Source organism: Aneurinibacillus sp. Ricciae_BoGa-3 (genome assembly GCF_028421645.1).
In the GTDB taxonomy this organism is placed as follows: domain Bacteria; phylum Bacillota; class Bacilli; order Aneurinibacillales; family Aneurinibacillaceae; genus Aneurinibacillus_B.
This window is the reverse complement of record NZ_CP116887.1, coordinates 3,923,338-3,948,954: the sequence shown is the minus strand read 5'-3', so window position 1 is coordinate 3,948,954 and position 25,617 is coordinate 3,923,338. Positions and strand designations below refer to the sequence as shown.

Here is a 25,617-nt window from a genome sequence, read left to right as displayed (position 1 = left end):
CCCTTACATTTGAAAGATAATAAAGGGTAATAGTTTACGGAGTGGCAAAGGAGATAATTCTAATGAGTACCGAGACGGCGATAGAAACCGCTATCGATCATGTCATAGATAATGCGAAGAAGTATTTACCTGTCGAAGATACCGAGTTTCTTATTCGTGCGTATGAATTTGCCAGAAAGGCTCATGATGGCCAGGCCCGCAAATCCGGGGAGCCTTACATTATCCATCCGATCGCGGTTGCGGGCATTTTAATTGACCTGCAGATGGATGCGGTAACAGTAGCTGCCGCCTTTCTACATGATGTTGTAGAAGACACAGAAGTTACTGAACAACAAATTCAGGAAAACTTCGGCCAGGAGGTTGCACAGCTTGTAGACGGTGTAACCAAACTCGGCCGTATTAAATTTAAATCAAAAGAGCAGCAGCAGGCGGAAAATCACCGTAAAATGTTCCTTGCCATGGCTAAGGATCTGCGGGTTATGATGATTAAGCTGGCTGACCGCCTTCATAATATGCGTACGCTTAAACATCTGTCTGAGGAGAAGCAGCGACAAATATCGGACGAAACACTGGAAATATTTGCACCGCTGGCACACCGGCTCGGGATAGCTTCGATTAAATGGGAGATGGAAGACACCGCGCTCCGCTATATAAATCCCCAGCAGTATTACCGCATCGTTAATCTAATGAAGAAAAAACGTGCGGAGCGGGAGAAATATATTGAGCTGGTTATACAGACGCTCTTAGACAGAATCCATGAAATAAAAATCGACGGTGATATTTCCGGGCGTCCTAAACACATCTACAGCATTTATCGTAAAATGGTTAAGCAAAATAAGGAATTTAACGAAATTTATGATTTGCTTGCGGTGCGGATCATTGTGGAGAATATCCGCGACTGCTATGCGGTGCTTGGCATTGTCCACACACTGTGGAAGCCGATGCCCGGCCGCTTTAAAGACTATATTGCGATGCCTAAGGCAAATATGTACCAGTCGCTGCATACAACCGTTATTGGACCAAACGGTGAACCTTTAGAGGTGCAAATCCGCACAGCTGAGATGCACCGGATCGCTGAATTTGGTATCGCCGCCCATTGGGCTTATAAGGAAGGCAAAGCAGCTGCAAGCGAGAGCGGCTTCGAAACGAAACTTTCATGGTTCCGTGAAATTCTGGAATGGCAGCAGGAAACGAAAGACGCCCATGAATTTATGGAATCGCTTAAGATGGATTTGTTCTCTGACCTTGTGTTTGTGTTTACGCCCAAGGGTGATGTTATCGAACTGCCAAAGGGTTCTGTCCCGCTCGATTATGCCTACCGAATCCACTCAGAGATCGGCAATCGAACCATCGGGGCCAAGGTCAACGGGAAGATTGTTCCGCTCGATCATAAGCTCAATACGGGTGACATTGTTGAGATTCTTACTTCGAAACACAGCTTTGGGCCGAGCCGCGACTGGCTAAAAATCGCCAAGTCATCCCATGCCCGCAATAAAATCAAGCAGTGGTTCAAGAAAGAAAAACGCGAAGAGAATGTCGCCAAAGGCCGTGAGTTGGTTGAAAGCGAGATTCGCCGCAACAACTTTGAACCTAAAGAAGTGATGACGGCTGACAACCTGCTTGAAGTTGCGGGAAAGTTTAATTTTCAAAATGATGAAGATATGTTTGCAGCGGTTGGTTATGGCGGCATTACCGGCGCACAGATAGCAACCCGGTTAACGGAAAAGCTGCGCAAAGAACGGGAAGAACAGCGCCCTAATGTAACGGAGATCAGGAATGAAATTACCCGACGGCGCCCTGATCAGGGTGTAGTGGTAAAAGGCGTGGATAATCTATTACTGCGTTTCTCCCGCTGCTGCAATCCGGTACCCGGAGATGACATCGTGGGCTTTATCACGCGGGGACGCGGGGTTTCTGTCCACCGTGCCACATGCCCAAACGTTACGCACTCATCTGAAGAAGAAAAAGAGCGGCTTATCCATGTAGAATGGGAGGGCGATCTGAGCCACGAATATAATGTGGAGATTGAGATCATGGGCCATGATCGCAGCGGCCTGCTTAACGAAGTGCTAGCTGCCGTAGCGGATATGAAAACAAATATTTCTTCTGTATCGGGCAAGTCGGATAAGAACCGGGTAGCCAAAATCAACATGGCCATATCTATCCACAACGTTGACCACCTTCATAAAGTGGTGGAACGCATCAAGAAAATCCGGGATGTTTATTCCGTTCGCCGTGTGCTGAACACGTGATAGTAGGCGATTACGCGAAAAAACATCCAGGTGGGAAGAGGAGTATACGGTATCTATGCGTATTGTCGTTCAGCGCTCAAAGCAAGCAAAGGTCACAGTTGAAGGACAGGTAACAGGCCATATCGAAGCTGGCCTTGTCCTCCTTGTTGGCATCACACACACGGATAGGGAAGAAGATATTGCGTATGGAGTTGAGAAGGTGGCCAATCTTCGTATTTTTGAAGACGAACAGGGGAAAATGAATCGTTCTGTCCTTGATGTGGGAGGAGAGATTTTATCGGTTTCACAGTTTACCCTGTATGGAGATACGAGAAAAGGCAGGCGGCCAAGCTTTATAGAGGCGGCCCGTCCCGAATACGCAAAACCACTTTATGAACGATTTAATGAGAAGCTCAGAAGCGCCGGGCTCCGGGTCGAAACCGGTGTCTTTGGCGCTATGATGGAAGTTTCGCTTGTTAATGACGGACCTGTGACGCTCATTGTTGAGAGCCGGTCGTCAACCGAATAAGACAGACACGTCCCTAGTTGGTTGACGCCATCCTGCAGCATGGCTCACCCTCCGGCCCAGGCTATTCATAGCCTGGTTTTTTTATTGTTAGGCTATGTTAAATTCTAATGTTGATATTTGACCATAAGAAAACCGCCTTGGTAAAATGGCGGTTTATTGAGCTATCGTTCTCTGTTAGCACAACCTGGAAACAAAAAACTGGTAGTTTATGCTGATGGTCTATGCTACAGTCACTATGATCGGCTGATTCTTTGTAATTATAATAGTGTGCTCCTGTTGTGCCACAAAGCTATTGTCAGGCACACATAACGTCCACCCATCCGTTTGCTCAACGACATACCCTGCACCTGTAGATAAAAAGGGCTCGATTGTAATGACCAAACCCTCGTTCAAAACACGTTTATCGTGCTTGTTATAAACAGGTAGAATCTCTTTGGGGGTCTCGTGCAGGGATTTCCCAATACCGTGACTACACAGATTCCTAATAACATTATAGCCGCCTTTTTTAGCCTCGATTTCAATAATCCTTCCAATTTCGTTCAGTTTTACTCCATGCTTAAGTGAAGAGATTACTTTCATCGTCGTATTGTGTGTGTATCGACAGAGACGCATTAATGATGGGTTGAATGGAGGTATCGGAAAAGAATGTCCCGCATCCGCATAATAGTCTCCCAATTCTGCCGAAACATCGATGTTTATTAAATCACCCGGTTGAATGATTCGATTTCCCGGTATTCCGTGGGCAACTTCATGGTTAATGCTAATACATGTGTTGCCCGGGAAATTGTATGTTTTTTTAGGTGCCGGTACAGCCCCATGCCTTTTCAAAAACCTTCCTCCAATATCATCCAGTTCCCTTGTCGTAATTCCGACACGTGCGTGTCGTTTCATTTCACTAATCGTCAATGCAACGATTTTGCCAATTTCCTTTAGAGCATCGATATCGTTTTGAGATCCTATTGTCATAAAATCCCCTCCATTTTCCAGATGACTTTATTTTACCACATAAAAGGAAAATTCCATTATCCTGCCCGTTAGCTTAACAAGAATAAGCAGAAAGCCTAAGTTTTGTATTCGTGTCGGTCACTGTAAACAGGCACGATTTGACCAACATATTTTTCTTATTCGATAAGGTATTCTCATATTCCTTGCTGTCTATATAACAAAACCAAGCTAAATAATGTTGCAAATATTTGGTAGCAACACCATTAAAGCGGTCCATCCATTTCTTCAAGCGGCTGTGGTAGCTGTTTACGTTTTGGATATGATACACGCCGCTGAATGCTCTCCACGAATCAGTGCATAGCACGTTTGAGTCAGATATATGACCACCAATCGCTTCATCCAATTTTGTAGTCCGAATACGTCCACGCCCGAGAACGCCAGAATAAGTCATTTTCTGACGGTCACGGGCAACGAGTACACATACTTGGTCATTACTAATGCCACGATACTTGGCTTTTCCGCCACGTTTACGTGGCTTACGTTCGACAATATTCCGCTTGCATTATCGTCCAACGTATCAGCAAGCTTTTTCAGTTCCTTTAAATCCATAGGCAAATCATCTCCGAACAATGATATTACCCTTATTATAGAACGTTAGTTCGCAATCATCAAATATCAACAACAAAGTTTAACATAGCCTATTGTTAAAGAGATTATATGTTAATTTAAAGTATTAAAGTATTTGTTTTTTCTTAAATGGGGACCGTATGGTCCCCAAAATGCTAAAGAAAAACATCGCGAGACAATGCCGGCTCCTTACTTTCACCTTTAGGAGCGTCTGGAGCAGAGGGCGACAAACACCGGCAACCTGTCTCCATCATTGAGATACCCAGATGTTTTGCCGGTGCGCCCGTCGTGACAGAAAGCGGCCGAAAAGGCATGTCCGCGATGTTTATTCTTCTAATGGAATCTTAATCCATGTGGTATACACTTACATAAAAAACGTTAGATCGTATAGAGGAAAAGATGAAAACTAGAGGAAAACCTGACTATTTGTTGTTTTGCTTAACCTTGCTGCTTGTGGGATTTGGAATCGTTATGGTATACAGTTCGAGTTCAATTTATGCTTATGCCTTTCAAAAAGGGGATGCCGCCTACTACGTAAAAAAGCAATGCTTGTGGGTGCTGATCGGCGGCATCAGCTTGCTTTTTACGATGAATATTCCGTATGCCTTTTTTAAAAAACATTATATAAAAATCGTAGGGGCTGTGTTTATCGTTCTCGTAGCAACGCTTGTGCCCGGAATCGGCTCTGTTCATAAAGGCGCAAGGAGCTGGATTGATTTTGGCCCGGTTTCCCTTGAACCTGCTGAATTCGCCAAGCTGGCGATTGTCATTTATCTGTCTGGCATCATCTCCAAAAAACAAGACAGGTTTCGTGACTTTGGCAAGGGCCTCTTGCCAGCTATGATTGTTGTAGTGGTATTCTTCCTGGCTATTGCCCTTCAACCGGCATTCGGAATGGCTGGCATTTTCCTGATTACCGCTGTTACTGTTATTTTGGGTGGCGGCGCCAACATGAAACATCTCGCGTTTATGGGCTTGCCTGTGCTTGGTTTCAGTGCCCTCTATACACTATTTTCTCCTTACAGGCTGCAGCGGATCCTTAATTTCCGGGATCCCTGGAATGACGGGATGAACGGCCTTGGCAACGGCTATCAGCTTGTGCATTCGTATTTCGCGCTGGCACATGGCGGTGTTCTGGGTGCGGGCCTTGGAAAGAGCATCGAAAAATATCTGTACTTGCCTGAATCACAGACAGATTTTATTTTTGCGATTATAGGGGAGGAGCTTGGGTTTATCGGGGCAGCCATCTTCCTGCTGGTGTATCTGCTCTTTCTCTGGAGAATTATACTGATCTCCTTGCGCACCGAGGATGTATTTGCAAGACTTCTGGGAGTTGGGATTATGGCCATGACGTTTATTCAGGCCTTCATCAACATAGGCGGAGCGGAGGGGATAGTTCCAATAACAGGTGTTCCCCTGCCATTTGTCAGTTATGGAGGCTCTTCTATTCTGCTGTACATGACGTCTGTTGGCATCGTACTGAGCATTTCAAGAGAGTTGTCTAAGCGGAATCTCGAAATGCTGATTAAACAGAAGCGGCAGGAAGGGGACGGCAATAAACAGCCAAGCCATAACCTTAACACGGCGAAATAATCGGTGAATAAACAAGGAGTAGGGGATAACCCTACTCCTTGTTAGTGGAAAGGAAAGTATATGCGTATCCTATCCACATAAGGGCAACTAAGGCTGTCGGCCTTCGCCTGCGGCTTGGCTACCCTAAGTTTTCTAATGCTCTCTCTTCTCGTAATCCTCGCAGGCTGTTTCTACCGCTTTGGTACTTTCTTTGTAAAGAATCCCGATATGGTCTTTCAGGCAACTATCACCTTTTCCCCAGTACTCACAAGAATCCACGATACAGCGTACTTCCGGATGGATGCCTGCGTCCGTTTTGCCGTCATCGGTTAATAAATTTTCAAGCAGTTTATTTTTATCCGGATTCATCTGGATTTCCGGTTCGCGGGCCGCAAATGTTAAGCATATCGTTTCATCGACTGTAGAGGCGGCCCGGCCTTCCTGATTATTCGTTACATCAATATGGCCGGCGTCACAGTAATTCCCCGGAAGCCAGAATACGCAATTCTCAGCTACACATTTTACTTTTGTCATGGATGATCCTCTCCTTCATAGTCTGTAAGTTGGACTTCGGTGGGCTACGAGATTAAGCGCGCCAGCCCAAAGGCCGCGGCTGCAGCCAATCCACCGACGATGGTTGTCTGGAATGCATTCTTCCATGGAGCTGTACCAGTGAACCTTCCTTTTACATACCCAAAAATCATCAAAGCAATGAGTGTAATAACTGCGGAAATCGTTAAAGCGGAGGCTGGCCTGGAGATAAGCAAATACGGTAGCAGTGGAATAAGCCCACCGACTATATAGGAAATCGCGATGGTTAGGGCACTGTTTCTTGCGCGGCTTGGGTCCGGCTCCTCCAGTCCGAGCTCAAAGCGCATCATGAAATCGACCCACTTGTCCGGGTGATTGCGCATGGTTGCCACTATCGACTGCACCTCGGGTTCTTCAAGTCCGTACTGGCGAAAAATGTGAGCGACCTCCTCTTCCTCCCTCTCCGGAACCTCTATCACTTCCTGCTGTTCACGTTGGAATTCCGTTTCATAATGTTCAGCATCCGTGCGCGCCGCAAGATAGCCACCCAGCCCCATTGCAATCGAGCCTGCAGCTATTTCAGCGCCGCCTGCTGCAAGAATTAGAGTGGTGGAATCTACTGAACCGGATAAGCCGGCCGCGAGTGCAAAAGGAACCGTTAGGCCGTCGGACATCCCGATGACGATGTCACGTATTAATTCTGATGCGGTGAAGTGCCTTTCAACATGGTGGTGCTTATGCATCCTCGTCACATTCTTCTCTCCTCCCATTAAACGACTGAATTGTACCTCCCAACAACCCAACGTGTCCAGCTATATGCTTCTTTTATTACCTCATATTTATGAAAGAAAACCTAGAAAATTAAAGAAAACGAGAGATAAATAAAGATAATCAATCTCAATTACCGAAATTGATCGGCTCAATTGAATACGGGAATAATGAGCGGAGAAAATGGCCCAGGCCAGGACCTGGTAGGTATTTTACCTGAGTGAATGCAGATAAAAAAGGGAATGATTATAGAGATAATGCAAGAGTACAAAAGAGGAGGAAATAGAAATGCGGCTTGCCACCAAACCAGCAGCTGTTTGCCAGATAAACAACAAAATTTTCGCAGTTGATTTTCACTCTTCTATCGAAAAACAAATGGAAATATCGGATATCGAGCTTGCCCGGGAAATGGGTCTGACACAACATGAAATTCAGTTATTAGAGGGAAAGCTTAGCAGATGATTTGCAACATACACGGTCTTCTTCCTGGCAGGGCAACACGTTATCTTTACAGAGCCTTATTCCCTGTACTATAATGCTTTAAGCAAAGGGAGGGAGTGCCCGCATGATAATAGACCTTTATTGTTACGGCCATGACTATACGAGAGACATCGAAAACATTCTTCATCTTTTTTTTGAAGAAGTTGAAGCTGTTTTTCACATAAATGAAACGGAAATAAACGGAGAGCGAGCACAGCAGGTTCCTTTGTTGCGTATAGAAATTAGCGGGCAAAACCCGATCCAAGCCGCCGCAGAGTACCGGCTGCCGGATGGAAGGAACTACACCTATACACGAGAAAGCGAAGCGGATACCGCCGATGGCACAGAGTGGCGGAAAACGGCGAAGCGCGCGATGAATTACGCGCTGCTTAATGTGCTTGGGCAGCAGACAGGTATTGTTCAGCCATGGGGTATTCTTACCGGCATCCGTCCTACTAAGCTTCTTCATACGATGCTTGTGCAGGGGAAAAGCCAGAAGGAATCCCACCAGGTTCTTCGCGAGGAAAGGCTCGTAACAGAAGAAAAAATTGAACTCATTCAAAGCATCGTTGACCGCCAGCTGCAGGTTATTCCGGACCTCCACGAATTAAACCGGAAAGAGGTAAGTCTATATATCGGTATCCCTTTCTGTCCGACCAAATGCGCGTACTGTACGTTCCCTGCCTATTCAATCCAGGGGCAGCAGGGCTCCGTCGCGGAGTTCCTGAAAGGCCTAGACTACGAAATACAGGAGACAGGCCGCTGGCTTAAGCAGGCGGGGCTCGGTGTCACAACGGTATATTTTGGCGGGGGAACACCGACGAGCATCACAGCCGAGCAGATGGATGCGGTCTTTAACCAGATGCATGCGAGCTTTCCCGGTATGGAGAACGTGCGGGAGCTGACAGTGGAAGCAGGCCGCCCCGATACGATAACGCCGGATAAAATTGAGGTTATGAAGAAGTGGAAGACAGACAGAATTAGCATCAATCCGCAGTCGTTTACCCAGGAAACGCTGGATATTATAGGCCGCCACCATACCGTAGAAGAAACGGTGGAGAAATACCATATGGCACGGCGTCTTGGCCTTTCCAATATTAACATGGATCTAATTATCGGGCTGCCGGGTGAAGCAAGCGGGCAGCTTGAAGATTCGCTGGCAAACATTGAGAAATTGATGCCAGCCTCTCTTACCATTCATACGCTTTCTTTTAAGAGGGCTTCTGCCATGACTAAGAACAAAGGCAAGTATAAGGTGGCTGGGCGGGAAGAAATTGGGCGCATGATGGATATCGCACGCAGCTGGACTGCGGGCCATGGCTATGTCCCCTACTATCTATACCGGCAGAAAAACATTCTGGGTAATCTAGAAAATGTCGGATATTCTCTGCCCGGGCAGGAAAGCCTGTACAATATCATTATCATGGAAGAAAAGCAGACGATTATCGGGCTGGGGTGCGGAGCGGTTAGCAAACTGATTGAGCCGGGAACGGATAAAATTACCCGTTTTCCAAATCCTAAGGAACCGCGCAGCTATATTGAAACCTACCGGAAACTGGTTGAAGACAAAATCAATATCCTCAATCAATTGTACGGCTTGACAAAAGCGGGCCAGCCAAGTAATATTTAAAACAATTGTTACACATGTATACGGATCTGATGAAGGGAAAAGTAATCAGGACTTGTCTGCAGCACCCAGAGAGGAGAGGCCATGGCTGAAAGCCTTCCCTGCAACACTTGATGAAAAGACAACCTGGAAGACGGGTGGAAAACACCATGCGTTTAATCCCGCGTTAAGGGATGCAGAGTGGGATTAATAATCCAATTAGGGTGGTACCACGGGAATTTTCACAATCTCTCGTCCCTGACGATACAGTCAGTGGCGGGGGATTTTTTTAATCAATAAAGAAAGTATATATGTTACTTTAAACATCGCGAGGCAATGCCGGCTCCTTTCTTTTCCCTTAAGGAGCGTCTGGAACAAAGGGCGATAAAGACCGGCAACATGTCTCCATCATTGAAATACCCAGATGTTTTGCCGGTCCGCCCGTCGTGACAGTAAGCGGCCGAAAAAACTTCTGCGTGGGGAAAGGACAGAGCGGCATGTCCGCGATGTTTATTCTTATTTCACTATAGGAAGAGGGATTTTTTCATGATGCAGGTCCCAAGAGGTTGCGCCGATGTACTGCCAGGCGAAATCGAATTATGGCAGTATATTGAAGATAGGGCGCGTGATATTTGCCGCCGCTATAACTATGCGGAAATAAGAACACCCATTTTTGAACATACCGAACTTTTTCACCGCGGAGTAGGTGAAACGACGGACATTGTCGAGAAGGAGACGTATACCTTTACTGATAGGGGAGGGCGCAGCCTTACACTTCGGCCGGAAGGTACGGCTTCTACCGTGCGTTCTTATGTGGAGAACAAAATGTACGGTTCGCCGCAGCAGCCGACCAAGCTTTACTACATAGGCCCCATGTTCCGCTATGAGCGGCCGCAGGCAGGACGGATGCGCCAGTTTACCCAGTTTGGGATAGAGGCAATCGGCAGCAGTGATCCGGCAATCGACGCGGAAACCATCGCGCTTGCCATGCGTTTCTACGGTGAACTTGGCTTGAAAAATCTGCATGTGGAACTCAATAGCCTAGGAGATGCCGAGAGCCGTGCGGCCCATAGGGAAGCCCTTGTCAAACATTTTACGCCGCACATTGAGGGATTTTGCGCTGACTGTCAGTCGCGACTCCACCGCAATCCGCTTCGCATCCTCGATTGCAAAAGGGATGCGGACAAGCCGCAAATGAAGACCGCTCCTGTCATTTTGGATTATCTGAATGCGGAATCGGCCGCTTATTTTGACGCGGTGAAAAAACGCCTGGATCTGCTGGGCATTCACTATGAGGTTAATGCTCACCTGGTGCGCGGGTTAGATTACTATACACACACCGCTTTTGAAATCATGGAGCAGGGCATCGGCGCAGTGAGTACGATATGCGGCGGCGGGCGCTACAATGGCCTGGTGGAAGAAGTCGGCGGGCAGGATATGCCAGGCATCGGCTTTGCCATGAGCATCGAGCGTGTCCTTCTTGCGTTGAAGACACAGGGCATCGAGCTTCCAGTTGAGCAGTCGATCGACTGCTATGTAATCGGGCTAGGCGAGCAGGCGGATGAAAAAGCATTTGAACTGCTTGATAAAATCCGCACAGCCGGACTTTCTGCAGATAAGGACTACCAGGGGCGAAAAATGAAAGCCCAGTTAAAGTCCGCTGACCGCCTGCAGGCCAGAGCGGTTGTCATCATTGGAGAAGACGAGCTTTCCCGCGGGGTAGCCGTGGTGAAAAACATGGCCAATGGCGAGCAGCAAGAGATTGTATTTGATGATGTGATTCAAACCCTTACACATATAACCCAGATTGGAAGGTAGGAGAAAGAGAATGGAATTCCAGCAACGAACTGTTTTTTGCGGAACACTCCGCAAATTTGATGTAGGCACCACGGTAACGCTTAATGGCTGGGTGCAAAAGCGCCGCGACCTTGGCGGTGTTATATTCGTAGATTTGCGTGATCGGACAGGTATTGTCCAGGTGGTCTTTAATCCAGAGATTAATGAAGCAGCGCATACGATTGGCGATAAAGTACGCAGCGAATACGTTATCGGCGTAAAAGGTAAAGTGGTAGAGCGGGACCCGGAGACGGTGAACCCGAACATGCTTACCGGAGAAATCGAAATTCAAGTAGAAGAAATTGAGATTATTAATGCATCCAAAACACCACCTTTCCAAATCGAGGATGACGCGGATGTGGATGAGCAGGTTCGCTTAAAATACCGCTATCTGGATCTCCGCCGTCCGAATATGTTTAAGAACATTCAACTGCGCCACAAGGTTTCAAAAATGTTCCGGGATTTCCTGGATGGGGAAGACTTCCTGGAAATCGAAACACCAATGCTAACGAAGAGTACGCCGGAAGGGGCGCGCGATTACCTCGTACCAAGCCGTGTGCATCCGGGTGAATTCTTCGCTCTGCCGCAGTCTCCTCAGCTGTTTAAACAGCTTCTGATGGTTGCCGGGTATGAGCGGTACTTCCAGATTGTACGCTGCTTCCGTGACGAAGACCTTCGAGCTGACCGCCAGCCTGAATTTACCCAGGTAGATATTGAGACCTCTTTCCTTGGCATGGAAGATCTGCTTACCATGATGGAAGAGCTGATGGCAAAGATTGTAAGGGAAACGGTGGGCGTACAAGTTGAGACCCCATTCCAGCGCCTAACGTATGCAGAAGCAATGGGCCGTTTCGGTTCTGATAAGCCTGACCTGCGCTTTGGCATGGAGCTTGTGGATATATCGGACATCGCAGAGAACTGCGGATTCCAGGTGTTCAGCGGTACAGTTAAAAAGGGCGGACAGGTAAAAGGCATTAACGTGAAAGGCTGTGCGCATTATTCCCGCAAAGACGTGGACGACCTGATGAAATTTGCCGGGAAATACGGAGCCAAAGGGCTTGCCTGGATGGCATTCAAAGACGAGGACATAAAAGGCCCAATCGCGAAGTTCTTTAACGAGCAAGAAGTGGCAACGATCAAAGATCGCCTGCAGGTGGCAAACAATGATCTGCTGATTTTCGTAGCAGACAGCCCGAAAGTTGTTGCGGATTCGCTCGGCGCACTGCGTCTTAAATTCGGTAAAGAACTTGGCTTGATTGACCAGAGCAAATTTGCCTTTGCATGGGTCGTCGACTTCCCGCTGGTAGAATGGGATGAACAGGCGAAGCGTTATGTGGCCCTCCACCATCCGTTTACCCGCCCGCGCAGCGAGGATCTGGAGCTGTTTGATACGGATCCAGGAAAAATACGCGCCCAGGCCTATGACATGGTGCTGAACGGATTTGAAATCGGCGGCGGCAGCATGCGGATTTACAAGCGTGATGTACAGGAGAAAATGTTTAAGGCACTTGGCTTTACACCGGAAGAAGCCTACGAGAAATTCGGCTTCCTCTTAGATGCATTTGAGTACGGAACGCCGCCTCATGGGGGCATCGCGTTTGGCCTTGACCGAATTGTGATGATTCTGGCCGGATCCACCAGCCTGCGTGAAGTGATCGCCTTCCCGAAAACAGCCAGTGCGAAAGATTTAATGACGAATGCGCCGGACGTTGTAGACCCGAAGCAGCTTGAAGAGTTGTCTATCCGGGTTTCCATGCCAAAGCCTGTAAAGTCATAAGTCCTGTCTTGCTTGCTCCTTTCATTCGGGTATATTTGCCCGTTGCAATCGCTTTCAGTATCGTGTAAAATAAAGATAAGAAATAAGAACCCTGCAATGTACGTGAGGCTTCCCTATTGTTTTGAGCCAACATCTTAACATAGGGAGATCGGAGTCTCGTGACCAATGAGAAGCCGCCATGAGCGGACCTCTGAAGTCGACGGGTAGAAGCTCCCACCTGCTCAAGCAGGTTCAAAACACAGGTCATCACGGCATTCTGGGGTTCTTCTCTTTTGCATTACATATTCGCTCGGTATCCCGCAGGCTCTACGGCCGGCGGGTTTTTGCACGTATAAAGATGTTTCATAAGTTATTTCCCCATTCGAAACACTAACCAAAAAGGAGATTTACCTTTATGCTTAATCAATTTTCCCGGACAGAATTAGCTGTAGGGCCTGAAGGAATTGAACTTTTTAAAAATAGCACAGTGGCCATCCTCGGTGTCGGCGGTGTGGGATCGTTTACGGTAGAAGCGCTGGCCCGCACAGGAATCGGCAAACTGGTGCTTATCGATAAAGATAATGTAGATATTACAAATGTGAACCGGCAGCTCCCGGCTACGCTTGAAACGATCGGTCAGCCTAAAGCAGAATTGATGAAGCAGCGGATTAAGACCATTAACCCGGAGTGCGAGGTTATTACGAAAAAGATTTTCTACAATGAAGAAACAGCGGACCAGCTGTTTGCACATAACCCTGATTATGTGGCAGATGCGATGGATACGGTATCAGCTAAGCTACACCTGATTCTCCAGTGCCTGGAGCGCGATATTCCGCTGATCTCCAGTATGGGCGCCGCTAATAAAATGGATCCGACGCGATTTAAAGTAGCCGATCTGTTTAAGACTTCGTATGATCCAATCGCCAAAGTACTCCGCCGCGAACTCCGGAAGAAAGGCATCAAAAAAGGCGTAAAGGTTGTGTATTCTACAGAATCGCCGATTATTTCCCGCGAAGAAGTGCGAACGGACATTGTGCAGGATCCGAATTCCCCCATTCGAAAAGCTGTGCAGCCACCGGCAAGCAATGCATTTGTTCCATCTGTATGCGGGCTTATTATGGCCAGTGTCGTGGTGAACGATTTATTACAAAAAGCAGGAATTGAAGTAAGGCGGGCGGATTAATCCCCGTCTTTCTTTACTTACTTGTGGCTTTTTCCTATAATTTGGGTAGGATTTACGATTCGAATTTTTTTAATAACAACAGAGCGGGAGGGTGCACAGATTGGATTTATTCTCTTTCGCTGACGAAGAAGAGAGAAGTTCAGGAAAAGGCAAAAATCAACCGCTGGCTGATCGCATGCGGCCGCGGACACTCGATGAGTTTGCCGGCCAGCAGCATATTCTTGGACCTGGCAAGCTGCTCCGCCGCGCCATTGAAGCCGACCGAATTTCTTCGCTTATTTTTTACGGGCCGCCAGGTACCGGAAAAACAACGCTGGCGCGCATTATTGCACGGACCACACAAACCTATTTTACTGATATTAACGCCGTTACAGCAGGAGTTGCTGATATTCGCAGGGTTGTGGATGAGGCAAAACAGCGCCACGCGATGTATGAACAAGGCACAACGCTTTTTGTGGATGAGATTCACCGCTTTAATAAGTCTCAGCAGGATGCGCTGCTTCCTTATGTTGAGGATGGGACGATCCGCTTAATTGGGGCTACCACGGAAAATCCCTTTTTCGAAGTAAACCCTGCTCTTCTTTCCCGTTCCCAGCTTTTTCAGCTCTATTCACTTTCAGAGGAAGCAATGGGGGAAATTCTTGAACGCACTTTGCGTGATAAGGAACGTGGATATGGTGAGTTGCCTGTACGTATGGACCCGGAAGCAGCCAGCCATCTGATCCATTACGCAGAAGGGGACAGCCGCAGACTGCTTAATGCTCTTGAATTGGCCGTTGCCACCACGCCGCCGGATAAGGAGGGGCTCATTCTAATAACGCTTGAGGTGGCCGTTGACTCTATACAGCGGCGCGCTGCGCGCTATGATAAATCAGGAGACAACCATTACGATACGATCTCTGCTTATATCAAGTCCATTCGCGGCTCTGACCCCGATGGTGCCCTTTACTGGCTGGCCCGAATGATAGATGCAGGGGAAGACCCCCGGTTTATCGCGAGGCGCCTCGTTATATCCGCTTCTGAAGATGTAGGCAATGGCGATCCGCGGGGCTTGCAGGTGGCGGTATCTGCTTTGCAGGCCCTGGAGCTGGTAGGCATGCCGGAAGGGAGGATTCCTCTGGCACAGGCTACCACATACCTTGCCGGTGCACCGAAAAGCAATGCGGCATATACCGGGATTAACAGGGCGCTGGCAGAAGTCCGCCGCAACGGGCATGGAACTGTCCCTGTGCATTTGCGCGATAAAAGCTACAAAGGGGCTGAAAAACTTGGCCACGGCAAGGGCTATTTATACCCACATGACTACCCGAATGGCTACGTTGAACAGCAGTACCTGCCTGATAACGTAAAGGGCGGTTTCTATGAGGCTAAGGACATTGGTTACGAACGCCATATCAAAGAATACTTGCGTACCATTCGAAGGGAGAAATAAAAAATACTGCTGTTTCGTATTAATTGTAGGCAGAATAAGAAAAAGAGGTGAACTGTTTGAAGATATCAACCAAAGGCCGCTATGGCCTGACAATTATGATGGAGTTGGCCAAACGGTATGGTGAGGGACAGGTTTCCTTAAAGTCCATCGCCCAAAAGAATGGCTTATCTGAGCATTACCTGGAGCAGCTCATTGCGCCGCTGCGCAATCACGGCCTTGTCAAAAGCATTCGCGGGGCTTACGGTGGGTACATTCTGGCCCGTACACCGGAAGAGATCACCGCCGGGGATGTTATTCGTGTATTGGAGGGGCCTATTAGCCCGGTCGAATTTGAAGAAGAAGAAGACCCGGCAAAGCGCGACTTATGGCTTCGGATTCGTGATGCAATCAGCGAGGTGCTGGATTCTACTAGCCTTCAGGATTTAATTTCGTATGAAGATAAAGGCAACATGGATTCGTATATGTTTTACATTTAGATCACAGCCAGGAGATGGGATAAACACCATGCAGCATATTTATTTAGATCACGCGGCAACGACTCCACTACACCCGGATGTACTTGAAGCCATGCTGCCTTATTACAGGGAGTTTCACGGCAACCCTTCAAGCCTACATAGCTTTGGGCAGCGCACCCGCCACGCTGTAGATGAAGCGCGTTCGGTTATCGCTGAAAGCCTGCATGCCTTGCCTTCGGAAATTATTTTTACGAGTGGCGGTACAGAAGCGGATAATACAGCGATTATGGGTATTGCAACCGCTCTAAAGGATAAAGGCAGGCACATTATTACGAGCCAGATCGAGCACCATGCCGTAATTGATACATGCGCTTTTCTTGAGAAAAATGGGTATGACGTTACATACATTCCGGTTGATAAACAGGGCAGAGTGTCTCCCGAAAGCGTCAGGCAAGCCATACGGGAAGATACGATTCTCATCAGCATTATGTATGGAAATAATGAGGTCGGGACGGTTCAACCGATTTCGGAGATTGGCGCAATCGCCCAGGAGAAAGGCATTTATTTTCATACCGATGCGGTGCAGGCCTATGGAATGGAAAGAATGGATGTGCGGAGCTTGCCGGTTGACTTATTGTCGATCTCTGCCCATAAAATTAACGGTCCAAAGGGTATGGGTGCGCTCTACATCGGAAAAAACGTCAAAATCAACCCGCATCTGCACGGAGGCAACCAGGAGAAAAAAAGGCGTGCAGGCACGGAGAATGTAGCTGGAATAATCGGTTTTGCCAAAGCCGCAGAAATTTCCGGCCGTACACTTGAGGATCACCGGATGCAGTATGAGAAATACCGGAGTATCATGCTGGAAGCATGGAGCGAAATGAACGTACCGTTCACGGTGAACGGTAGCCTGGAGCACTATCTGCCTCATATTTTAAATGTAAGCTTTCCAGGGACCCGCACAGAAATGATGCTCATGAATTTAGATATTGCCGGTATCGCCGCAGCAAGCGGTTCAGCTTGCACGGCAGGCTCCTTTGAGGTGTCCCACGTGCTGGAAGCGATGGGTGTTGCTCAGGAGATTTTGCAATCAGCATTGCGCTTCAGCTTCGGCTACGGAAATACGGAAGAACAAATACATGAAGCAGCCATCAAAACTGGTGAAATCGTACTTCGGGTCAGCAAAGCCGAGCGATAAGCGAAGAAGATGGACCGCTTGCGAAAGGGGGACGCTTGTGTGGATAAAAATGCGGAAGAATTGAATGATTTAGGCCTTCAGGAACTAGCGCAGGGACATGTTGAAGAAGCGCTCAAGCTGTTTGAGAAGTCGCTCGAAGCGGATGAATCCTATGCCCAGCCGTACTGTAATATAGGCAATATACTTGCAGCCACCGGGAACGAGGATGATGCGCTGCAGTGGTTTACGCGGGCGATCCAGCTGGATCCGGGCCTGGAACTGGCCTACTATGGATTAGGCAATTCATTTTTCAATGTGGGCAACTACGAGTCAGCCCGGGCTTCTTTCCAGAAAGCGAAAGATCATGGAATGAAGCACCAAGATCTCGATTTTATGATTGCGATGTCTTATATGCAGTCCGAGCAGTTGGACAAGGCTATACTCGCTTTTGATGATTGTTTGCGGGTACAGCCGAATGATGTGGAGGCACATTTTAACCGGGGCATGTCGCTGGCGCGGCTCAATCGCCTGGAAGAAGCGAGGGATGAATTTGCCCACACAATCGAACTTGCTCCCGACCATGACGATGCCTTTTATAACCTTGGTATCGCGTATGCTTTTCTCGATGATATCGAAGAGGCTAAGGGTGTCCTGCGCCGTGCCTTAGAAATAAACCCGGGCCATATTCTGGCGCAAAACGCTCTAGCTGAAATTGACAAATGATAACAGACATGCCGCCCATTCGATTCCCCAATACTAAGGTGCGGAGACTGCAAGTTTCCTACTTACAGGTTGGAGAGAAAAGGGTGGGCTTTTCTTTGCCGTACTGTAAATGAGGCAGCGACGACCTTTCCATGTTTTTTCGGGTGGGCCGCTTGATTCTCCTGTTTGAGCGTTTATTGCCAGGCCAGGTTTACTTTGCCATGAATGAGGGCAAAATGGTAGAGAATAACAGAACCGGATAGCGTAAAGCGCACAGTTAGCTGTGTACAAGGAACAGGAGGAAATGCATATGTTGGCCTGCCCGAACTGCCAAACTAAAAACATTGGAAAAATTGGCTCCAACCAGTACTACTGCTGGAACTGTTTTGTAGAGTTCGTTGCCTCGGGAAACAAAGTGTCTTCCGTATATCAGGTGGAGGAAGATGGAAGTCTCCATTCCTTAAATGATTTGTTTTTCGAAAACTGCCCACCGCCTTTTGAGACCAATATGTGAGGAGTTGGGGTAAATGAGACGTTCGCTCTTAGTGGGAGGGTTTGTGCTGGCAGTATATGCTCTTGTTAGAATGTTTAACGGCAGAAGAAACCGGTACGGCAATTTTGGGGGAATGGGCAGGATCTTGCGGTATATTGATCCAGCAACCCTGAGGGATTCATCACGAATCCTGGCCCGCACAGGGATGTCCATGTTCCGAAAAATGGCCCGTTAGTTTGACCAGCCTGCTGATTACAACAATCAGCAGGCTTTTTTCTCCTATAAGTATATTTCGCTTAAAAGCATTAAAGTTATTTTCTGCGGGGACCGATAGGTCCCTTTCTATTTGTCGATATGGAAAGCTTATGTGCTTCACAGTGTTGAAGTGCGATGTTTTTCTCAGCGTTTCGCTGAATGATTGTGCGTCACCTGTGCAGACTAAAGAGTGGGCCTGCTCTATAATAGCTGAAATTGGCGGGAAATTTTGAAACCAGAGGTGAGCGGAATGAAGTTGGACAGGAAAAAGTGGATAGAACGCCTTACGCTTATCCTTCTCTTACTACTGGTTATTTTCACGGCAGGTAAAGTTAGTGGATTTCTAAAAGACATCCTCATAGGGATAAAAAAAGTAACCACCCCCTTTTTTATTGGGCTTATTATTGCTTATCTGCTAAATCCCATTGTGAACGCGCTTAACAAACGCCATTTTCCACGCAGTGTGGCTATTCTGCTTATTTATTCGTTGTTTTTTCTGTTTATCGCGTTTATTGTCATTAATTTTGGTCCTGTATTGGAGAGACAGTACCAGGACTTAGGGCAGAAATTGCCTGCCCTTCTGGGTACATACCGCACCTGGGTTGACCATATTCGCATCCAGCAGGCAGCCCAGCCTTTTTCCCTTCACAGTGGCATGGCTGAAACGGTCCGGACCATGGAGGCGGCCGTTACGAGTTATATTACTGGGCTTTTTTCCGGAGTGAATCACCTGGTCGATAAGCTCATGCTTATTCTTATCGTTCCTTTTGTCGTATTCTATTTACTCAAGGATATGCGGTCCATTCAGCGCGGGGTGTTGGTGATGATTCCGATGAAGCACAGGCTTGAGGTGATGCGCGCACTGCGGGAAATGAATGTCGCCCTCGGAAGATATGTGCGCGGTCAGTTAATGGTGTGTGCGGTGATGGGAATTGTCGTATACATCGCTTACTTTTTTATCAATCTGCCATACGCCATCTTATTTGCAACCCTAACGGCCCTGACTAATATCATTCCGTACCTTGGGCCGTTTATCGGAGCGGTCCCTGCCATTCTTTTTGCGATGACCGTTTCCTGGAAGATGGCATTATACGCCGTGATCATCAATGTTGTCGTACAGATGCTCGAAGGCAATGTATTTTCTCCGCTTATCGTAGGGAGATCGCTAAATATTCATCCTCTGGCGATTATATTATCCGTAATGGTTGGGGGGGAGGTCGCCGGAATTGCCGGTTTGATCCTGGCCGTACCGTTTGTCGCGGTACTTAAAGTCATTATTCACCATATGTATCCTCATTTTCAAAAAACGGGCTGATTCTCACCTAGGATAGATTTGACATGAGCCTATTTGCCTCTGTATAATGAATGTTGTTTAATGAATGGAAAAGAGCCTTAAATTGTTGATGGAACGAAGTAGGCAGTAGCCCTTCTACAGAGAGAATGCTCCACGGTTGAGAGGGTATTCAGAAGAAGAATTGCTGAAAGCTGCTCCTGAGAGCAGGGCAAACCCTGCCGGGCTGTAAGACTCGTTACTTCTTATGGTAAGGAAGCGATCCGACGCAAAGCCTGGGGCTGGAGCCGGATAAGCAGGGTGGTACCGCGTGAGAATCAAGCTCTCGTCCCTGAGGTTTATTCAGGGTGGGGGCTTTTTGGTGTACAGCAAAGTGCTTCTTTAAGTTAAACAATATTTTGAGAAGCCATTAATGGGACCGTACGGTCCCTAAATATGAAAGAAAAACATCGAGAGGCGATGTCCGCACCTTTCTTTCCCCTATGGAGCGTGTGGAACAGAGGGCGAAAAAGATCTGCAACTGTCTCCATCATTGAGATACCCAGATGTTTTGCCGATCGTCCGTCGTTCCACAAAGTGGCCGTAATAACTTCTCTGAGGGGAAAGGAGAGAGCGGCATGGCCCGTGATGTTTTTCTAAGTGTACATAATTATTATTGCCGGAGGGATACCAGATGAAAGCTATGACATCTGCTGAGATACGCCAGAGTTTTCTTGATTTCTTTAAAAGTAAAGGCCATTCAATTGAGCCCAGTGCTCCGCTTGTGCCGGTCGATGATCCCACACTTCTGTGGATCAACAGCGGGGTTGCAACCCTTAAAAAGTATTTTGATGGCCGCGTGATACCGGAGAATCCTCGCATTACGAACTCGCAAAAATCAATTCGTACGAATGACATTGAAAACGTAGGCAAGACCGCTCGCCACCATACATTCTTCGAGATGCTTGGTAATTTTTCGATAGGTGATTATTTCAAAACAGAAGCCATTCATTGGGCATGGGAGTACCTGACATCTCCTGCGTGGGTTGGGTTTGATCCAGACAAGCTATCTGTGACGATCCACCCGGAAGATGATGAAGCGCATGAAATCTGGCATAAAGAAATCGGTATACCGGAGGAGCGTATCATCCGATTGGAAGGAAACTTCTGGGATATCGGGGAAGGGCCGTGCGGACCAAACAGCGAGATCTTCTATGACAGGGGCGAAGCGTTTGGCAATGATCCGTCTGACCCTGAATTATATCCCGGAGGAGAAAACGAGCGGTACCTTGAAATCTGGAACCTTGTTTTTTCCCAGTATAACCACAACCCGGACGGTTCTTATACGCCGCTGCCGAAGAAGAACATCGATACAGGCATGGGGCTTGAACGGATGGCTTCCGTTATCCAGAACGTGGATAACAACTATGAAACCGATCTTCTTTTTCCAATCATTGAAGAAACCTGCAGAATTGCGGGTGTAAAATACGGCGAAAAGACGGAACTTGACGTAGCACTTAAGGTGATTGCCGACCACTCCCGAACCGTTGTATTTGCGATTGGCGATGGCGCGTTGCCATCTAACGAAGGGCGCGGCTACGTTATTCGCCGCCTGCTTCGCCGCGCTGTACGGTACGGAAAAGTGCTGGGCATCGAGAAGTCTTTCCTCTATGCGCTGACAGAAACGGTGGGTAGGATTATGAACGCCTACTATCCGGAAGTGCTGGAGAAAAGGGAATTTATTGAACGGGTTATTAAAAATGAGGAAGAGCGCTTTAGTGAAACGCTCAATGAAGGACTGCTTATTCTCGAGCAGATGGTTGAACAGGCTAAAAAAGAAGGGCGCTCACAAATTAACGGCGAACAAGCATTCAAGTTGTACGACACATACGGTTTTCCGTTTGATTTAACAGAGGACTTTGCCATGGAGCAGCAGATGACCGTGGATCGCGAAGGCTTTGATGATGCGATGGAAGAGCAGCGGGCCCGTGCGCGTGCAGCCCGCCATGATGAAGAGAGCATGAAGGTGCAGGGTGGCGTGCTGGGTGATATCACCGTAAAAAGTGAGTTCGTAGGCTATTCCGAAACCGTAACGAATGCTAAAGTATTAGCACTTGTACACAATAACGAATCGGTTGACATGGTAGGGGCAGGAAACGAATGCCAGGTTATCCTTGACCGGACGCCTTTCTACGCTGAATCAGGCGGACAGGTTGCCGATAAAGGATTACTTGATGGCAGCAAAATGAAGGCGGTTGTACAGGACACACAGAAAGCGCCAAATGGGCAGCACGTGTCCACGATCCTTGTTGAGTCCGGCACGATTAAACTCGGGGATACCGTCAACGCAGTTGTCAATAATGCTTCCAGAAGCGATATTACGAAAAACCATACCGCAACCCATCTTCTTCATCAAGCGTTAAAAGATGTGCTGGGCACCCATGTCAACCAGGCCGGTTCACTTGTAGCCCCGGATCGCCTGCGCTTTGACTTCTCACACTTCGGTGCGATTACGGAGGAAGAGCTTGAGAGGATTGAACAAATTGTAAACGAACAAATCTGGAACTCGCTTGGTGTGACGATTTCGCATAAATCTCTGCAAGAAGCGAAAGCTATGGGGGCTATGGCCCTGTTCGGCGAAAAATATGGAGAAGTCGTGCGCGTTGTTAAAGTAGGTGATTTCAGCCTTGAACTTTGCGGAGGCTGCCACGTTCATAATACGGCGGAAATCGGACTCTTCAAAATCATTAGTGAATCAGGCATTGGGGCAGGTACCCGCCGAATTGAAGCTGTCACCGGACGCGGTGCTTATCAGTACCTGAATCATCAGCTGGCCATCCTCAAGGCTGCTGCTGATGAACTGAAAACATCGATTGCCAATGTTCCGCAGCGCATCGAAGCCCTGAAGCTTGAAATGAAGGATAAAGAACGTGAAAATGAATCGCTGCGTGCGAAGCTTAGCAACCTGGAAGCTTCATCTCTTTCGGACAATGTCGAACAAATTGATGGCGTTAATGTTTTATCCGCTAAAGTCAACGGTGTAGATATGGACAACCTTCGGAATATGGTTGATGACCTTAAGCAAAAAATTGGTTCCGCTGTTGTCGTTCTCGGCTCTGTGAAAGAGGGCAAAGTAAACATTGTTGCGGGTGTTACACCGGACCTTGTTAAAAAAGGCCTGCAGGCGGGTAAATTGGTGAAAGAAGTGGCATCACGCTGCGGAGGCGGCGGGGGCGGACGCCCAGATATGGCACAGGCGGGCGGTAAAAATCCGGAACAGCTCCAGGATGCACTGGATTATGTAAACGATTGGGTTCGTAAGCAGCTATAAAAAAGGAATTGTGAGCATTAGGGCGAATAGTAATTAGGGATAAGAACCTTGGAAAGAGGTGCTGGACAAGTGAGTTCCATGGATCATACGATGAAGTTTAATTTTAAGCAGGATGACGTGGAAGTCGACGCCCGCGAAGTACTGCTAAGCGTCTATGCGGCGTTGGAGGAGAAAGGGTACAACCCGATCAATCAAATTGTTGGCTATTTGATTTCAGGTGATCCTGCCTATATTCCCCGTCATAATAACGCGCGTACACTGATTCGTAAGCTGGAGCGAGATGAGTTGATAGAGGAACTTGTTCAATCTTATCTTCGCCAGCACCGGTAGGTTCATGTTGTCCCGAATCAAGAGTATGCCCGTGGTGGATAGGAAAGCTTATGCTTTCCTATCCACAAGCTGCGGTTAAGGCTGTCGACCTTTGCCTGTGGCTTGGCTACCCTAAGTTTTCTAATAAGTTAGGAGACAGGCATGAGGATAATGGGACTTGATGTGGGCGATAAAACAATCGGAGTCGCTGTTAGTGATGAATTAGGCTGGACCGCCCAGGGAATCGAAACGGTCCGGCGGGAGAGCAAAAAAAGGATTTTACACGATTAGAAGAGCTAATTAAGCAGTATAATATTGAAGAGATTGTTGTCGGCCTTCCCAAGAATATGAACGGCACGATTGGTCCGCGGGGGGAATCCTGCAAGGCTTTCGCTGACTCACTCCGGGCCAGGACAAATCTTCCTGTTCACATGTGGGATGAACGCCTCACGACCGTAGCAGCTGAACGGATGCTTGTTTCCGCAGACGTAAGCCGGAAGAAACGAAAACAAGTGATTGATAAAATGGCAGCGGTAATGATATTACAAAATTACCTTGATGCTGCGAAATAGGAGGAGGCCCTACATGGACTTAGAAAATGGAATTGACGTTGGTGAAGTAATCACCCTGACAGATGATGAAAGCGGCCAGGATATCGACTTTACTGTGATGTATATTTTTGAGATTGAAGACCGTACTTATCTTTGCCTTGTTCCGGTGGATCAGGAGGAAGAAGAGGAGTACGAGGTTCACTTCCTGCGCTACGATGGAACCGACACGCTTCATCCAATCGAAAGTGATGAAGAGTGGGAACAGGTTGAAGCAACATTTGAAACCATCATGGAAGAATTGGAAAAAGAAGACGAGTAATCGCCGGCAGACAAGCCGCAGTCATTATCTGACTGCGGCTTTTTTGTCGTACAGGAAAGTATATTTTGCTTTAACATGTTGAAGTGGGTTGACCGATTTTTTTAAATGGCAGCCCGCTAATTTTGTGCGATTTTGTTATAATAGGACGAGTAAATACGTGCAGTTTATAAGAGAGAGGAGTTAAGGCATGACCAGTCTCTACGGGAGGAGAACGGGACGAGTTAAAGTCCTTGTTATTCTTGGTATTATTCTGCTTGTACTTGTAGGCGGAGGAGGTTTTTACATTTGGTCAAACCTTCAGCCTGTATCCAATACGGGTGAACAAAAAGTGATCACCATTCCGCCCAGAACGTCTACGAAACAGGTAGGAAAAATTCTGGAAGAGAATCATTTAATTCGAAACGCCCAGATTTTTGCGCTTTATTCTACCGCTAAAGGGTTAGGTGCAAAAATCAAAGCTGGAAAATACAAAATTACCGTGGGAGATTCAATTGATTCAATAGTCGACAGGATGGCGGCAGGCAGGGTATACGATGACAGCTATACGGTAACCATTCCAGAAGGATATACACTTGAGCAAATTGCGGAGCGCGTTGCTGAGAAGGGTGTCATTCCTAAAACCGATTTCATCAAAGAAGCGGATAAGGGTATATTCAGCGAGGAGCTAATCAAGAACATACCTTCCCATTTAAAAGTAAAGCATCGTCTGGAAGGCTATCTGTTTCCCGATACATACCATTTTAGCCGGGATGAAAAGGCCCACGACGTTATCGACGAGATGCTGAAGCGTACCGACCAAGTCTGGAAAAAAGATTGGGATTCCAGGTTCAAGGCGCATAAGCTAACCCGACATCAGGCGTTGACGCTTGCATCGATTATAGAGCGGGAGGTGCGATCGCCTAAAGAGCGGCCGATCGTTGCGGGGGTGTTTTACAATCGGCTTGCTAAAGGGATGCCGCTCCAGGCTGACGCTACTCTTCAATATTTATTTGGAAAGCAGAAACAAGTGGTGACCTACGCCGATTTAAAAATAAACAGTCCATATAATACGTATAAAAATACAGGGCTGCCGCCGGGACCTATCGCGAGTCCGGGAATCGCTTCGATCGAAGCGGCCGCAAACCCACAAAAAAGTCAGTACCTGTATTATGTGACGAAAAAAGATGGAACAGGCGAGCATTATTTTGCTGTGACGTACCAGGATCACTTGAAAAACATAGCGCGAAGCAATCAGCATAAAAAATAGATTTTGCAGCGCC

General features: G+C 47.6%; 22 protein-coding genes, 1 other RNA gene and 2 pseudogenes. 21 read left to right on the top strand and 4 right to left on the bottom strand.

Annotation, left to right across the window (positions count from 1 at the left end; all coding sequences use genetic code 11):
• Nucleotides 1–62 precede the first annotated feature (62 nt).
• On the top strand, nucleotides 63–2,252 hold the full coding sequence (locus PP175_RS20085) for a RelA/SpoT family protein (RefSeq protein ID WP_272440004.1): 2,190 nt from the start codon (nucleotides 63–65) through the stop codon (nucleotides 2,250–2,252).
• A gap of 55 nt (nucleotides 2,253–2,307) precedes the next feature.
• Nucleotides 2,308–2,760 carry a D-aminoacyl-tRNA deacylase gene (gene dtd / locus PP175_RS20080; RefSeq protein WP_272440003.1) on the top strand — a complete coding sequence of 151 codons (453 nt, stop codon included), beginning with the start codon at nucleotides 2,308–2,310 and terminating at the stop codon, nucleotides 2,758–2,760.
• Nucleotides 2,761–2,979: 219 nt separating this feature from the next.
• Here dtd and map read toward each other — a convergent pair whose 3' ends face one another.
• Both map and PP175_RS20070 read right to left on the bottom strand, forming a co-directional pair.
• Entirely contained in the window at nucleotides 2,980–3,726 is a 747-nt protein-coding gene (gene map / locus PP175_RS20075) for a type I methionyl aminopeptidase (RefSeq protein ID WP_272440002.1), read from the bottom strand.
• Nucleotides 3,727–3,799: 73 nt separating this feature from the next.
• Nucleotides 3,800–4,264 (bottom strand): annotated as a pseudogene (locus tag PP175_RS20070) (IS1595 family transposase); the annotation flags it as partial.
• 467 nt (nucleotides 4,265–4,731) lie between these two features.
• Between PP175_RS20070 and ftsW the strand changes: the two are divergent.
• Nucleotides 4,732–5,925, top strand: a complete 1,194-nt coding sequence (ftsW, locus tag PP175_RS20065; protein WP_272440001.1) for a putative lipid II flippase FtsW — start codon at nucleotides 4,732–4,734, stop codon at nucleotides 5,923–5,925.
• Between the two features lie 132 nt (nucleotides 5,926–6,057).
• On the opposite strand, the gene PP175_RS30120 is transcribed toward ftsW, so the two are convergent.
• Nucleotides 6,058–6,438, bottom strand: coding sequence for a DUF1540 domain-containing protein (locus tag PP175_RS30120; RefSeq protein WP_442870393.1), 381 nt, complete (start codon nucleotides 6,436–6,438; stop codon nucleotides 6,058–6,060).
• A 44-nt stretch (nucleotides 6,439–6,482) separates the two neighbouring features.
• Nucleotides 6,483–7,178, bottom strand: coding sequence for a VIT1/CCC1 transporter family protein (locus PP175_RS20050; protein WP_272443334.1), 696 nt, complete (start codon nucleotides 7,176–7,178; stop codon nucleotides 6,483–6,485).
• 313 nt (nucleotides 7,179–7,491) lie between these two features.
• Between PP175_RS20050 and PP175_RS20045 the strand changes: the two genes are divergently transcribed.
• From PP175_RS20045 to mltG, 18 genes and pseudogenes are all read left to right on the top strand, one after another.
• Nucleotides 7,492–7,665 carry a hypothetical protein gene (locus PP175_RS20045; protein WP_272440000.1) on the top strand — a complete coding sequence of 58 codons (174 nt, stop codon included), beginning with the start codon at nucleotides 7,492–7,494 and terminating at the stop codon, nucleotides 7,663–7,665.
• A gap of 103 nt (nucleotides 7,666–7,768) precedes the next feature.
• The gene (locus tag PP175_RS20040; RefSeq protein ID WP_272439999.1) at nucleotides 7,769–9,313 is read left to right on the top strand and encodes a coproporphyrinogen III oxidase; all 1,545 of its coding nucleotides are present in this window, start codon (nucleotides 7,769–7,771) and stop codon (nucleotides 9,311–9,313) included.
• A 522-nt stretch (nucleotides 9,314–9,835) separates the two neighbouring features.
• Nucleotides 9,836–11,107 (top strand): histidine--tRNA ligase, encoded by a 1,272-nt coding sequence (hisS, locus tag PP175_RS20035; RefSeq protein WP_272439997.1) that lies wholly within the window; start codon nucleotides 9,836–9,838, stop codon nucleotides 11,105–11,107.
• Between the two features lie 10 nt (nucleotides 11,108–11,117).
• Nucleotides 11,118–12,902 carry an aspartate--tRNA ligase gene (gene aspS / locus PP175_RS20030; RefSeq protein WP_272439996.1) on the top strand — a complete coding sequence of 595 codons (1,785 nt, stop codon included), beginning with the start codon at nucleotides 11,118–11,120 and terminating at the stop codon, nucleotides 12,900–12,902.
• Between the two features lie 85 nt (nucleotides 12,903–12,987).
• Nucleotides 12,988–13,169: non-coding RNA, 6S RNA (gene ssrS / locus PP175_RS20025), on the top strand.
• 127 nt (nucleotides 13,170–13,296) lie between these two features.
• A complete protein-coding gene (locus tag PP175_RS20020; protein ID WP_272439995.1) occupies nucleotides 13,297–14,064 on the top strand; it encodes a tRNA threonylcarbamoyladenosine dehydratase in 768 nt (255 codons plus the stop codon).
• Nucleotides 14,065–14,164: 100 nt separating this feature from the next.
• Nucleotides 14,165–15,496 carry an AAA family ATPase gene (locus PP175_RS20015; protein ID WP_272439994.1) on the top strand — a complete coding sequence of 444 codons (1,332 nt, stop codon included), beginning with the start codon at nucleotides 14,165–14,167 and terminating at the stop codon, nucleotides 15,494–15,496.
• 56 nt (nucleotides 15,497–15,552) lie between these two features.
• On the top strand, nucleotides 15,553–15,972 hold the full coding sequence (gene cymR / locus PP175_RS20010) for a cysteine metabolism transcriptional regulator CymR (protein ID WP_272439993.1): 420 nt from the start codon (nucleotides 15,553–15,555) through the stop codon (nucleotides 15,970–15,972).
• Nucleotides 15,973–16,000: 28 nt separating this feature from the next.
• Nucleotides 16,001–17,149 (top strand): cysteine desulfurase family protein, encoded by a 1,149-nt coding sequence (locus PP175_RS20005; RefSeq protein WP_272439992.1) that lies wholly within the window; start codon nucleotides 16,001–16,003, stop codon nucleotides 17,147–17,149.
• A gap of 39 nt (nucleotides 17,150–17,188) precedes the next feature.
• Complete coding sequence (locus PP175_RS20000; protein ID WP_272439991.1) at nucleotides 17,189–17,851, top strand: tetratricopeptide repeat protein; 663 nt, start codon at nucleotides 17,189–17,191, stop codon at nucleotides 17,849–17,851.
• Between the two features lie 289 nt (nucleotides 17,852–18,140).
• The gene (locus tag PP175_RS19995; protein ID WP_272439990.1) at nucleotides 18,141–18,344 is read left to right on the top strand and encodes a hypothetical protein; all 204 of its coding nucleotides are present in this window, start codon (nucleotides 18,141–18,143) and stop codon (nucleotides 18,342–18,344) included.
• Between the two features lie 13 nt (nucleotides 18,345–18,357).
• Nucleotides 18,358–18,558: a hypothetical protein gene (locus tag PP175_RS19990; protein ID WP_272439989.1), complete on the top strand. Its 201-nt coding sequence runs from the start codon at nucleotides 18,358–18,360 to the stop codon at nucleotides 18,556–18,558.
• Between the two features lie 270 nt (nucleotides 18,559–18,828).
• A complete protein-coding gene (locus tag PP175_RS19985) occupies nucleotides 18,829–19,893 on the top strand; it encodes an AI-2E family transporter (protein WP_272439988.1) in 1,065 nt (354 codons plus the stop codon).
• Between the two features lie 649 nt (nucleotides 19,894–20,542).
• A complete protein-coding gene (gene alaS, locus PP175_RS19980) occupies nucleotides 20,543–23,179 on the top strand; it encodes an alanine--tRNA ligase (protein ID WP_272439987.1) in 2,637 nt (878 codons plus the stop codon).
• Between the two features lie 69 nt (nucleotides 23,180–23,248).
• Complete coding sequence (locus PP175_RS19975; RefSeq protein ID WP_272439986.1) at nucleotides 23,249–23,509, top strand: IreB family regulatory phosphoprotein; 261 nt, start codon at nucleotides 23,249–23,251, stop codon at nucleotides 23,507–23,509.
• A 141-nt stretch (nucleotides 23,510–23,650) separates the two neighbouring features.
• Nucleotides 23,651–24,060: pseudogene (gene ruvX / locus PP175_RS19970) on the top strand (Holliday junction resolvase RuvX).
• A gap of 13 nt (nucleotides 24,061–24,073) precedes the next feature.
• Entirely contained in the window at nucleotides 24,074–24,358 is a 285-nt protein-coding gene (locus PP175_RS19965) for a DUF1292 domain-containing protein (RefSeq protein WP_272439985.1), read from the top strand.
• A gap of 187 nt (nucleotides 24,359–24,545) precedes the next feature.
• Nucleotides 24,546–25,604: an endolytic transglycosylase MltG gene (mltG, locus tag PP175_RS19960; protein WP_272439984.1), complete on the top strand. Its 1,059-nt coding sequence runs from the start codon at nucleotides 24,546–24,548 to the stop codon at nucleotides 25,602–25,604.
• Nucleotides 25,605–25,617 lie beyond the last annotated feature (13 nt).